A 10910-nucleotide genomic window follows, 5' to 3' on the forward strand; every position below is an offset into this window, starting at 1 on the left:
AACTAACAACTTTTATGGGAGCGACAGTTACTACTAATACTGTAGGAAAAACTTGGGATGGCGCAAACGAGCCACTTGGAGCAAGTTACGGAAAATTAATGATGTGGTTTTTCATCGTATCGGATGCATTAACCTTTTCTGGATTTTTGGCAGCTTACGGTTTTTCTAGATTTAAATTTATCGAAACTTGGCCTTTAGCCGATGAGGTTTTTACTCACTTTCCGTTTGCACACGGGCAAAATGCACCAATGTACTATGTTGCATTGATGACTTTTATTCTTATCTTTTCTTCGGTAACAATGGTTTTGGCTGTTGATGCAGGACATAATATGAATAAAGGAAAAGTAGCTTTTTACATGTTTCTAACAATCATTGGAGGTTTAATCTTCGTTGGTTCTCAAGCATGGGAATGGAAAAACTTTATTAAAGGTGAATATGGTGCAATTGAAACTAAAGGAGGAAGTATTCTACAATTCGTTAATGCAAAAGGCGAACGAGTAAAATTAGAGGAGTTTGCTGCGACATTGCAAGAAGATAGAGTTCAAAGAACTAGAGGAAATGCTTTATGGTTTGGAAGTGAACCTGCATTGCCAACGTATTCTGTTGCAGAAGTTCAAGCTGGTTTTAAATCTAATCCTGATTTGTTAATTAGAACGGAAGTTATTTTTGATAAAGAAACTGCAAAAACTGCTGTTGGTGCTCATCCAACATTAAATGATAGAGAATTTCATACTAAACATAAAACTATTTTAACAAGAGCAGAATCTGAAAAGATGTTAGCTAATGCTGTTTTAGTTGTTGAAGGTGCAAATCTTGAAAGAAACGAATACGGTAGTAAATTATTTGCCGATTTCTTTTTCTTCATCACAGGGTTTCACGGTTTCCACGTATTCTCTGGAGTTATAATAAATATCATCATTTTCTTAAATGTACTTTTAGGAACTTATGAAAAAAGAAGATCGTATGAAATGGTTGAAAAAGTTGGACTTTACTGGCACTTTGTCGATTTAGTTTGGGTTTTCGTATTCACTTTCTTCTACTTAGTTTAATTTTTAGAAATTATATATTATGTCACACGAACACGTTTCTAATACAAAAAGAATTTGGAATGTATTTTTCCTTCTATCGGCAGTAACAATTGTTGAGGTAATTCTTGGAATCATTAAGCCAGAAGCTTTACACATGACTAACTTTTTAGGCATGAATTTATTGAACTGGATCTTTATTTTACTTACACTTTACAAAGCATATTATATTGTTTGGGCTTTCATGCACATGGAAGGTGAAACAACAGCGTTAAGAAGATCAGTCGTTTGGACTGTCATTTTCTTAGTTATATATCTAGTTTTTATACTTCTTGTAGAAGGAAATTACATTTATGGGGTTTTTAAAAATTCAACAATCAAGTGGAATTTTTAACATTATATTAATTCAAATTAAAGTCCCGATTCTGTCGGGATTTTTTTATTTTTGTAACTAATAAATACAAACTAAATGAAAAAGAATTTAGTACTTATAGTTCTCTTTATTCTTCCTATTGTTGCTTACTTGTTTTTTGCTTCTGGCGTAAACAGTTTTTCTAAATTACCTGTTATTACAACCAAAATTTCTGAACTTGGTGAGTTGAAATCTACGAATGATAAATCGGTTAAACTTGCTTCTAAAATTACTATTCTCGGTTTCGCTGGAACTGATGTCTATGAAAAGCGTGGAGGATATTTTAATTTAAGTCAAAAGATATACAATCGCTATAGAGAGTTTAAAGATTTTCAAGTTGTGATTCTTGTTCCAGTTGGCGCCGAAAAACAAGTTGAAGTTGTTTTAAACAAATTAAAAGCAGTTTCCAATATGTCTAATTGGCATTTTGTATTTGCAACTCCGCAAGAGATTGAAGCAGTTTATAAAAGTATGAAATTGCAAAATCCGATTGATGTTTCTAAAGGTTCTAATACCGTTTATATTATCGATAAAGAGCTTAGCTTAAGAGGACGAAAAGGTAAAAACAATAAAGACGAAGAAGAATATAGAGAAGGTTATAACACGTCGTTAGTATCCGAACTTCATAACGAAATGACAGACGACGTTAGAATTATTCTTGCCGAATACCGATTGGCTCTTAAAAAGAATAATGCCGATAGAAAAAAATACGGATTGTAAATAAATCAAAATGAAAAATAAATCATACATAGGAATTTCATTTATAATTTTAATTTTCGGAATTTATGCCATTCCTAAAATTATTGATAGATTAAAAGGAAATGATTTGGTCGAAATTGGTCCAGTTCCAACATTTGAATTAACTGATCAAAACAATAAAAAAATCACCAACAAAGATTACGTTGGAAAAGTTTACGTTCTAGAATTTTTCTTTTCAACTTGTCCGTCAATTTGTCCAATTATGAATAAAAATTTGATTGAAGTGCAGAATGATTTTTTTGGAAATCCAAATTTCGGGATCGCATCAATATCTATAAATCCTGAAAACGATACACCAGAAGTTTTAAAAGCACATGCGAAACAACTTGGAGTGACTTCTACCAATTGGCATTTTCTAACTGGAGATAAAGCTTACATTATGGATCTTTCTAATAAAGGATTTAATATTTATGCAGGACAAAACGAAAAGGTTGCAGGTGGTTTTGAGCATTCTGGGCTTTTTGCATTAGTCGATAAGAACGGAATTATTAGATGCAGAAAAGACGCTCAAGGAAATCCAATAATGTATTACGACGGATTAGAAAAAGAAGGTGTAAACGCTATAAAGCAAGATATAAAATTATTATTAGAAGAATAAAATGGAAAACTCAATAGAAAAAAAATTCAATAAACCTATCATATTTGTTTCAATATTAATTCCGATCGTTGTAGCAATTTTATTCAATGTAAAGCTTAAAGATTTTGGAATAATCGTAGAACCATTATCGTTCTTACCTCCAATTTATGCTTCAATAAATGGTTTAACAGCTATATTATTAATTGCTGCAGTTATCGCAATCAAAAACGGAAAAAGAAAACTTCATGAAAACATAATGACAACTGCAATTGGTTGTTCTATTGTGTTTTTAGTAATGTATGTTGCCTATCACATGTCGGCAGATTCAACGAAATTTGGAGATTTAGACCATAACGGAATTGTTGACGCAACAGAATTGGCAGCCGTTGGCTCGATGCGATTGGTTTATTTTTTAATCCTTATAACACATATCATCTTGTCGATAATAATAATTCCGATGGTATTGTTTACTTATGTTCGAGCATTGGCAAGTGAATTTGATAGGCATAAAAAATTAGCAAGAATTACGTTTCCAATTTGGTTATACGTTGCTATCACTGGAGTTGTTGTATATTTAATGATCTCACCTTATTATGCAAACTAAAGTCAGAAGTTGGAAGTTGGAAGTACGAAGACATTTTCCAATTCTTTTTGGAATTTGTTTTTTCTTTTCTGGAATTTCCTCCAATGCGCAATGCGCAATGTGTCGTGCCGCATTAGAAAGTGAAGGAAACACTGTAAAAGCTGAAGCTGTAAACGATGGAATTGTCTATCTTATGGGAATTCCATATGTTTTAGTTGGAATCGTTGGCTACGTAGTTTACAGAATGTATCGCAAAAAGAAAGTTGCTTAAAAACCAACAATCTGAAATCTGCAGCCTGAAATCTGAAAACTGCCTTTTAAAATCACTCCATTCCATCAATTTTCACATTCATTTTTCCTGTTGCGGTGATAAATGCAATGATGGCGTTGTTGGTTAATTCTACTTTTTCAAATTCAAAATCATCCATTGTTCCGTTTACGAAAACACCTTTCATTGGTGAATAATTACTTAGGTATGGAAGCATATTTTTCTTTCCTTCGGCTAAATTATCTTTAATTGAATAACGACAATTTTCTTGAATTTTCTTCAAAATAGTTCCTTGTAAAAGCCAGTTAGCGGTTTTTGTTAAAATGCCTTTTGTGTTTAAAACATAATCCATTTGATCAAAATAAATTTCTTTGGTCACCGAATTGTAATTTGGAATTCCGCTTAAATAAATCGTTCCGTTGATGCTTCCGGTCATATCAAGTGCAATAATCATTTTACCGTCTTTAGACCACAAATCAACTTTCTGAACCACAATTTTTCGACTTCCAGAACCAAATTCTTTTCCCTGAAAATTTTTAGTAATAATTCGAGAAGCACTTTCATAAGTAGAAATTGCAGCAATCGAAGCCGTTGTTTTATTCGGCATTTTGGTCACCGATTTAAAAGTCACTGTTTCTCTGTTGAATGAGTTTTTAGGTTGTTGTCCAACCATAGTTTGCATGCTACATTTTAATCCGAGTTCCATTTCGATTTTGCTTTTTTTCAAAACAGCATCGGTTACATAAACCTCAATCGGATTTAATTTGAACCAAGTTTCATATTGTTCACTGGTTACAAATGGTGTACTCATTTTTTCTAGAACATCTAAAACATAAGGTTTAAAATCGCTAGACTTTTCTATAGCATCATCAATTTTTTTAGCAACTTTAGATTTAAAAATCGATAAAGTTGGATTGATGATATATGTTATCGGAACTTTTTTTCCTGCAACTAATATTGTCGGACTTTCACTCCATTCGAAATCTTCAATTTTCGATGTGGTATTCATCTTCCAATTGGATAATTTGGCATCACTTATCAATGTAATTGTTCCATTTAAATCAATTTCTCTCGTGTCGTTCAATCCCATAAAATCGGTTCCATACTTAAATCTTGACCAAATTTTTAAAGGTAAAATCGACTGAATTTTTCCGTCTTTTTCAATTAATTTGATAGTTCCAGTTTTCCAAATCTTCATTTCACTTTTGTCGTCTTCGAGATTATTATCTTCATAAATTAATCCGGAAAGTGATTTATTTAGCTGGTTTTCAATTTCTTTTAATGTGATTTCCATTGGCATATCAACAAAAGAAGTTGTAGTTTTATAAACCATAGGGACATTTTCTGAAGGCATAGGTTTTAAAGCCGCGATTTTATTGCTAGTAGAACATCCAAATAGAAAACATAAACTCAATAAAGACAAGATTTTTTTCATTTTTAAAATTTGATATAAAAATTCTAAATTATTTTTTGGTGTGAATGTAACAAAAAAATAAAACCTATGTCTAATAAGAAGATGTTAATTTAGTTCTTTTGAGTTAAAATGATTTAAATTTGCATCACATTAGTTTCAATTTTGAAATAATAAATATGAAGAAAATTAGTATTTTATGGGTTCTTATGGTTTTGATTGGAACTTCGGTTTCGGCGCAATCTAAAAAATGGACATTACTGGAATGTGTTGATTATGCAATTAAAAATAATATTTCAATCAAGCAATCGGAGTTGGATTTAAAAGTATCTGATATTGAAAAGATAGAAGCAATTGGTAGTTTTATGCCAACTTTAAATGGTAATGCTAGCTTTAGCATCAACACTGGAGCAAGTATTAACCCAGTTACAAATCAATTTCAAAACGAAACATTTAAATCTTTTTCTGCGGGATTAAATTCTAGTGTTACTATTTTTAATGGTTTAGTAAACTGGAAAAACTTGCAAAGAAGTAAGCTTTCTAAAATTGCAAATACGTATCGTTTAGATAAAATGAAAGACGATATTGCACTTTCTGTTGCTAATTCGTATTTACAAATCTTATTCAATAAGGAACAACTTAAAGTTCAAAAAAATCAAAATCTTGTTACCAAAGAAAACTTAAAAAGAACACAGGAATTAATAAATGCAGGTTCTGTTCCAGCTGGAGATATTTTCGAATTGGAAGCTACCGATGCAACACAACAACAACAAATAATTAGTACAGAAAATACTTTGTTAATTTCTAAAATAGCTTTGTGTCAAACGCTTTTATTAGAGGAATACAGCACTTTTGATATTGCAGATGCTGAAATTGATGTTCCAGTTTCAACAGTTATTAATGAGTCGCAAGATGCTATTTTAGCCAAAGCAAAAGAAGCTGTAAAAGATGTGAAAATTGCTATTTCAAATGTAGAATTAGCTAAAAAAGATGTTGCTATTTCTCGTTCTTCTTATTTGCCAACACTTAGTGGTTTTGTAGGATACAATACGCGTTGGTCTGAAAGTCCGATTTTTAATTTCATTGATCAATTATCATTATTTGACGGAACAGCTGTTGGATTACAATTGAATGTTCCAATTTTTAATGGTTTTGCAACAAAAAGTAGAGTTAAACGCGCTAAAATCAATCAAGAGCGTTCAGAGTTTCAGTTAAAACAAACCGAATTAGATTTAGAAAGAAATGTATATCAAGCTTATAATGATGTGATTAATGCAAAAAAATCATTCGAAGCAGCACAAAAATCTTTAGAGGCTAGAAAACAAGCTTATAATTTTACAAAAGAACGATACAATGTTGGTTTACAAAATGCTTTCGATTTCTCGCAATCAACTATTGCATTGGAAAACGCACAATCAGAAGTTTTAAGAACCAAATATGATTATATTTTTAAAGTTAAAATAGTAGAATTTTATTTTGGAATTCCAATTTCACAGCTTAAATAAATATGGATAAGGGAATATTTTTAGAAGTTCTAAAAGCATTTTCATTAGGAGTTTTGTTTGGTTTGATATTTGTTTATTTCACCGATTCAAAATCTTATATTCTCAGACCAATTGTATTCGGATTATTTTTTGTCACAATGCACGCAAGTAATAATTCATATAAAAAACCAGAACAAAAATAACATAAGTATAAAATTACCAATCATGTCAAAGAAAAAATTATTTATAATATTAGGAGTAATAGTTGCAGTGATAGCACTTGCTATTTATTTGTCAAAATCTGGAGCTATTGGCAATAGAGACGAAGGCACCGATGTTGAAACTGCAAAAGTTGATGAAATCACTATCATTGAAACCGTTTCGGCAACAGGAAAAATACAGCCCGAAATTGAAGTTAAAATTTCATCTGAAGTTTCTGGAGAAATTATTGCTTTGCCCGTAAAAGAAGGTCAAGTGGTTAAAAAAGGTGATTTATTGGTTAAAATCAATCCCGATTTATATACTTCTGGTTACAACAGAACTATTTCTAATATGTCTGTTTCTAAAGCTGGATTGAGTCAAGCCGATGCCTCTTTTAAAGAAGCTAAAGCCAACTATGAAAGAAACAAAACATTATTTGAAAAAGGAATAATTTCTAAATCTGATTGGGATAAAGCTATTTCTGCTTATGAAGTTGCTGTTGCCAGTAAACAATCGGCTTATTACAATGTTCAAAGTGCCAACGCAACTGTAAAAGAAGCGAAGGATAACTTGGGTAGAACTACAATTTATGCTCCAGCTGACGGAACTGTTTCTATGCTAAATGTAGAATTGGGTGAAAGAGTTTTAGGTACACAACAAATGACAGGAACGGAAATTCTTAGAGTTGCCAACCTAAATAACATGGAAGTTGAAGTTGATGTTAATGAAAATGATATTGTAAAAATTAGTGTTGGAGATTCTGCAAATGTTGAAGTTGATGCTTATTTAAAGAAAGAATTTAAAGGAATTGTTACAAGTATTTCTAACTCTGCAAGTACAACAACAACTGCCGATCAAGTAACGAATTTTAAAGTAAAAGTTAGAATTTTAAAAGAATCTTACCAAGATTTATTAGAAGGAAAACCAGCAACTTATTCTCCGTTTAGACCAGGAATGACAGCTACCGTTGATGTTATTACTAAAAGAAAAGAGAAAATTATTGGTGTGCCAATTAGTTCGGTTGTTGTAAAATCGGATACTTCTGCAACTAAAAAATATGTTGTAGAAGAAGAAAACGATGATAAGAAAGTAACTGCAAAATCAGATAAGAAATTTGAATGTGTATTTGTTAAAGATGGCAATAAAGCAAAAATCAGAATTGTAAAAACCGGAATTCAAGATGATACTAACATCGAAGTAATCTCTGGTTTAAAGAAAGGTGATGTTGTAATAATCGGACCATACAATACGGTTTCAAAAGATTTAAATTCTGGTGATAAAATTGTAGTTTCTAATTCGAAAGATAAAGACAAAGCAAAAACTGCAAAGAAGTAATTATCTCAAAATAATTTCATGAGTTATATTTTAAATATTGAAACAGCTACCAAAAACTGTTCAGTTGCAATTGCTAAAAATGGAACAACTATTCTATGTAAAGAAACGGCAGAATTAGGTTATTCTCATGCCGAAAAACTCCATGTTTTTATTGAAGAAATTATAGCCGAAGCTGGAATTACGATTAACGATTTATCAGCGATTGCGGTGAGTCAAGGTCCGGGTTCTTATACTGGTTTGCGAATTGGAGTTTCTGCAGCTAAAGGACTTTGTTATGCTTTGCAAATTCCGCTAATTTCTGTTGATACGTTGCTTGTTTTGGCAAGTAAAGTCAATAAAAAAGACGGCTTTATAATTCCAATGATTGATGCTAGAAGGATGGAAGTGTACAGCGCTATTTTTAATTCAAATAAAGAAAAAATACGTGAGATTCAAGCCGAAATTTTAACAGAAGAAAGTTTTTCTAATATATCAGAAACAGTTTATTTTGTTGGTGATAGTAATGAAAAGGCAAAGACTATTTTGAATAAATCAAACTTTATATTTCTAGATGAAATTGTATTTCCATCGGCCAGCGAAATGAGCGCAATTTCTTTCACTAAATTTGAAGAAAACAACTTTGAAGATGTAGCTTATTTTGAACCGTATTACCTTAAAGATTTTATGTTTGCCAAATAATTTACTTCGGATTATCTCTTACAAAAGGTTGAATAACAATTCCGGCGTTGTCAAAAGCTGTTTTGCAATCTTGTAGAATATCAGAAGAAACGATGCCAAAATTTTCATTATTGGTCCAAGGTCTAATAGCGAGATGAATGGCGTTATCGGTTAAAGCTTTTACCATTACAATGGGTTCGGGATTTTTAAGGACTAAAGGATGATTTTCCATAACCTGCATTACCATTTCTTTTGCCAATTTAATATCGGTATCATACGAAAGTGAAAATACTAAATCAATTCTTCGCATTCCAGCAACGGAAAAATTAGTAATAATTCCGTTTGATAAAATGCCATTCGGAATCAATATCGTTTGATTATTAGCCGAGATTAATTTGGTTACAAATATTTGAATTTCAGTTACAGTTCCAACAACTCCTTGTGCTTCGATCGTATCACCAACTCTAAATGGTTTGAAAAGAATAATCAGCATTCCTCCAGCAAAATTAGATAACGAACCTTGTAAAGAAAGTCCAACAGCCAAACCTGCTGCTCCAAGAATGGCTACAAATGATGAAGTTTCAATTCCTAATTTGGAAATAAATGTTACAAAAAGCAATACTCTTAAAATCCAAAGTAAAATATCGGCTAAAAATTTAGATAATGTAGGATCAAGTTCTCGTTGAACCATGATTTTTTTAACCAAACGATTGATGATTCTAATAGCATACAATCCGATGAAAAGTATAAGAAACGCCGAGATTAATTTGGGCGAGTAATCAATAAGAATTTTTACAAATTCTCTTATGTATTGACTGAGTGAGCTTATTTCAAGTGTCTTCATAGCATAAAAAAATCACGCTAGATGCGTGATTTAATTTTACAAAGTTAGTATATTTCTGAAATTAATCAGCATCTTCCTCAACTCTATTTATTTCATCATCTGCTTTTTTAACAGTTTCATCAACTTCATCTGAAGCATCATTTGTAAACGAATTTACTTTTTCTTTTACAGTTGCAACAGTATTTTCAGCAAAATCTTCTGCTTTATCTGCAAATTCGCTTGCTTTTTCTTTAACTGTTTCAACAGCATTTTCAATAGCTTCACTAGCTGCTGGAACATATTCAGCTACTTTTTCTTTAGCAGCTTCTGCAAAATCCTCTACTTTATCAACAAGTGGTGCTGCAGCTTCTTTTGCATTTGCAATGGCTTCTGTTGCTAAATCTTCAGCTTTATCGGCGGCTTGACTTACAGATTCTTTTGCTGATCCAAATAAATTTTTAAAAAATCCTCCTATTCCCATGATGTTTATTTTATTGATTAGACTACAATTATACGCTTTTTTGTCATTTGTTGCGTAAATTTATATACATTTTTATTTCTTAAGAAGTTATTATTCAAGTTCGAAAGTTAATTTCAAATTTACTCTGTACTCATAAACTTTTCCATCTCTCACAGATACACTTTGATCTTGAACATAAGCAGAACGAATATTTTTTAATGTTTTAGCAGCTTGTTCTACTGCAATTTTAGTTGCATCTTCCCAGCTTTTTTCTGAGCTTGCAAGTACTTCAATTACTTTTAATACGGCCATGATTTTTAAATTTTAAGTTTAATTAAAGATATCAAATTTTATAATATGTTGAACTATTTTTGCGTTATATTTACTTTGTTTCAATACATAATATTTTTTTTGGCTTTACCTAAGTTTAAATGAATTAGCTAATTGTCAAATTATTTTCAGAAAATGTAATGTTAATTACATTCTCTTAAACTTGAACAGATCACTTTACGGTTCTCCAATGTTAACATTGAATTTCATGTTAAATGGAGATGGAATCCATGAGAATTGGAATATTGTAGGATTAAGTGGTCAACCAAGCTCAAAAATTTATATATTTGACCGCTTTGGAAAACTAATAAAACAAATCAGTTCGACAAGCGACGGTTGGGATGGAACATTCAATGGACAAATGATGCCATCAACCGATTATTGGTTTACCGTTGACTTTATGGAACAAGGAAAGTCAAAACAATTTAAAGCCCATTTCTCATTAAAAAGATAAATAACACAATGAACTTTAAGAAATTTTATTTAGTAGTATTTTTATTAGTAGCCAAGCAATCATTTTCACAAGAAGTATTACCAGTTTATTCTGATTATTTATCAGACAACTATTACTTATTGCATCCTTCT

At 31.2% G+C, this 10910-nt stretch carries 15 protein-coding genes; 11 read left to right on the forward strand and 4 right to left on the reverse strand.

The window, feature by feature from the left end:
* Positions 1-14: 14 nt before the first annotated feature.
* The 6 genes from LG45_RS05840 to LG45_RS05865 all read left to right on the forward strand — a co-directional run bounded on the left by LG45_RS05840 (position 15) and on the right by LG45_RS05865 (position 3627).
* A complete protein-coding gene (locus tag LG45_RS05840) occupies positions 15-1049 on the forward strand; it encodes a cytochrome c oxidase subunit 3 (protein ID WP_035125288.1) in 1035 nt (344 codons plus the stop codon).
* A gap of 19 nt (positions 1050-1068) precedes the next feature.
* A complete protein-coding gene (locus tag LG45_RS05845) occupies positions 1069-1419 on the forward strand; it encodes a cytochrome C oxidase subunit IV family protein (protein ID WP_035125289.1) in 351 nt (116 codons plus the stop codon).
* 75 nt (positions 1420-1494) lie between these two features.
* On the forward strand, positions 1495-2157 hold the full coding sequence (locus tag LG45_RS05850) for a hypothetical protein (RefSeq protein WP_035125290.1): 663 nt from the start codon (positions 1495-1497) through the stop codon (positions 2155-2157).
* A 10-nt stretch (positions 2158-2167) separates the two neighbouring features.
* Positions 2168-2794: an SCO family protein gene (locus tag LG45_RS05855; RefSeq protein ID WP_035125291.1), complete on the forward strand. Its 627-nt coding sequence runs from the start codon at positions 2168-2170 to the stop codon at positions 2792-2794.
* Position 2795: 1 nt separating this feature from the next.
* On the forward strand, positions 2796-3377 hold the full coding sequence (locus LG45_RS05860; RefSeq protein ID WP_035125292.1) for a DUF420 domain-containing protein: 582 nt from the start codon (positions 2796-2798) through the stop codon (positions 3375-3377).
* Positions 3367-3627, forward strand: coding sequence for a hypothetical protein (locus tag LG45_RS05865; protein ID WP_035125293.1), 261 nt, complete (start codon positions 3367-3369; stop codon positions 3625-3627). The genes LG45_RS05860 and LG45_RS05865 overlap by 11 nt, the downstream gene beginning before the upstream one ends.
* A 52-nt stretch (positions 3628-3679) precedes the next feature.
* Here the strand turns inward: LG45_RS05865 and LG45_RS05870 are convergent, their stop codons facing one another.
* Complete coding sequence (locus LG45_RS05870; RefSeq protein ID WP_035125294.1) at positions 3680-5059, reverse strand: DUF4403 family protein; 1380 nt, start codon at positions 5057-5059, stop codon at positions 3680-3682.
* 155 nt (positions 5060-5214) lie between these two features.
* Between LG45_RS05870 and LG45_RS05875 the strand changes: the two genes are divergently transcribed.
* The 4 genes from LG45_RS05875 to tsaB are packed head-to-tail and all read left to right on the forward strand — an operon-like array spanning position 5215 to position 8733.
* Entirely contained in the window at positions 5215-6540 is a 1326-nt protein-coding gene (locus tag LG45_RS05875) for a TolC family protein (RefSeq protein ID WP_035125296.1), read from the forward strand.
* Between the two features lie 2 nt (positions 6541-6542).
* Complete coding sequence (locus LG45_RS05880) at positions 6543-6722, forward strand: hypothetical protein (protein WP_035125297.1); 180 nt, start codon at positions 6543-6545, stop codon at positions 6720-6722.
* Between the two features lie 22 nt (positions 6723-6744).
* On the forward strand, positions 6745-8055 hold the full coding sequence (locus LG45_RS05885; RefSeq protein WP_035125298.1) for an efflux RND transporter periplasmic adaptor subunit: 1311 nt from the start codon (positions 6745-6747) through the stop codon (positions 8053-8055).
* An 18-nt stretch (positions 8056-8073) separates the two neighbouring features.
* On the forward strand, positions 8074-8733 hold the full coding sequence (gene tsaB / locus LG45_RS05890) for a tRNA (adenosine(37)-N6)-threonylcarbamoyltransferase complex dimerization subunit type 1 TsaB (RefSeq protein WP_035125303.1): 660 nt from the start codon (positions 8074-8076) through the stop codon (positions 8731-8733).
* A 1-nt stretch (position 8734) separates the two neighbouring features.
* Here tsaB and LG45_RS05895 read toward each other — a convergent pair whose 3' ends face one another.
* The 3 genes from LG45_RS05895 to LG45_RS05905 all read right to left on the reverse strand — a co-directional run bounded on the left by LG45_RS05895 (position 8735) and on the right by LG45_RS05905 (position 10307).
* Entirely contained in the window at positions 8735-9556 is an 822-nt protein-coding gene (locus LG45_RS05895) for a mechanosensitive ion channel family protein (protein WP_035125305.1), read from the reverse strand.
* 61 nt (positions 9557-9617) lie between these two features.
* A complete protein-coding gene (locus LG45_RS16040) occupies positions 9618-10016 on the reverse strand; it encodes a hypothetical protein (protein ID WP_052087503.1) in 399 nt (132 codons plus the stop codon).
* A gap of 90 nt (positions 10017-10106) precedes the next feature.
* Positions 10107-10307 carry a dodecin family protein gene (locus LG45_RS05905; protein ID WP_035125306.1) on the reverse strand — a complete coding sequence of 67 codons (201 nt, stop codon included), beginning with the start codon at positions 10305-10307 and terminating at the stop codon, positions 10107-10109.
* Between the two features lie 181 nt (positions 10308-10488).
* Between LG45_RS05905 and LG45_RS05910 the strand changes: the two genes are divergently transcribed.
* Positions 10489-10779, forward strand: a complete 291-nt coding sequence (locus LG45_RS05910) for a T9SS type B sorting domain-containing protein (protein WP_035125307.1) — start codon at positions 10489-10491, stop codon at positions 10777-10779.
* Positions 10780-10910: the final 131 nt, after the last annotated feature.

Source organism: Flavobacterium aquatile LMG 4008 = ATCC 11947, from assembly GCF_000757385.1.
GTDB lineage: Bacteria > Bacteroidota > Bacteroidia > Flavobacteriales > Flavobacteriaceae > Flavobacterium > Flavobacterium aquatile.

What these genes read in the sequence shown, in the direction of transcription:
- LG45_RS05840 (WP_035125288.1), top strand. Translation starts at nt 15, where the DNA reads ATGGGAGCGACAGTTACTACTAATACTGTAGGAAAAACTTGGGATGGC.
- LG45_RS05845 (WP_035125289.1), top strand. Translation starts at nt 1,069, where the DNA reads ATGTCACACGAACACGTTTCTAATACAAAAAGAATTTGGAATGTATTT.
- LG45_RS05850 (WP_035125290.1), top strand. Translation starts at nt 1,495, where the DNA reads ATGAAAAAGAATTTAGTACTTATAGTTCTCTTTATTCTTCCTATTGTT.
- LG45_RS05855 (WP_035125291.1), top strand. Translation starts at nt 2,168, where the DNA reads ATGAAAAATAAATCATACATAGGAATTTCATTTATAATTTTAATTTTC.
- LG45_RS05860 (WP_035125292.1), top strand. Translation starts at nt 2,796, where the DNA reads ATGGAAAACTCAATAGAAAAAAAATTCAATAAACCTATCATATTTGTT.
- LG45_RS05865 (WP_035125293.1), top strand. Translation starts at nt 3,367, where the DNA reads ATGCAAACTAAAGTCAGAAGTTGGAAGTTGGAAGTACGAAGACATTTT.
- LG45_RS05870 (WP_035125294.1), bottom strand. Translation starts at nt 5,059, where the DNA reads ATGAAAAAAATCTTGTCTTTATTGAGTTTATGTTTTCTATTTGGATGT.
- LG45_RS05875 (WP_035125296.1), top strand. Translation starts at nt 5,215, where the DNA reads ATGAAGAAAATTAGTATTTTATGGGTTCTTATGGTTTTGATTGGAACT.
- LG45_RS05880 (WP_035125297.1), top strand. Translation starts at nt 6,543, where the DNA reads ATGGATAAGGGAATATTTTTAGAAGTTCTAAAAGCATTTTCATTAGGA.
- LG45_RS05885 (WP_035125298.1), top strand. Translation starts at nt 6,745, where the DNA reads ATGTCAAAGAAAAAATTATTTATAATATTAGGAGTAATAGTTGCAGTG.
- tsaB (WP_035125303.1), top strand. Translation starts at nt 8,074, where the DNA reads ATGAGTTATATTTTAAATATTGAAACAGCTACCAAAAACTGTTCAGTT.
- LG45_RS05895 (WP_035125305.1), bottom strand. Translation starts at nt 9,556, where the DNA reads ATGAAGACACTTGAAATAAGCTCACTCAGTCAATACATAAGAGAATTT.
- LG45_RS16040 (WP_052087503.1), bottom strand. Translation starts at nt 10,016, where the DNA reads ATGGGAATAGGAGGATTTTTTAAAAATTTATTTGGATCAGCAAAAGAA.
- LG45_RS05905 (WP_035125306.1), bottom strand. Translation starts at nt 10,307, where the DNA reads ATGGCCGTATTAAAAGTAATTGAAGTACTTGCAAGCTCAGAAAAAAGC.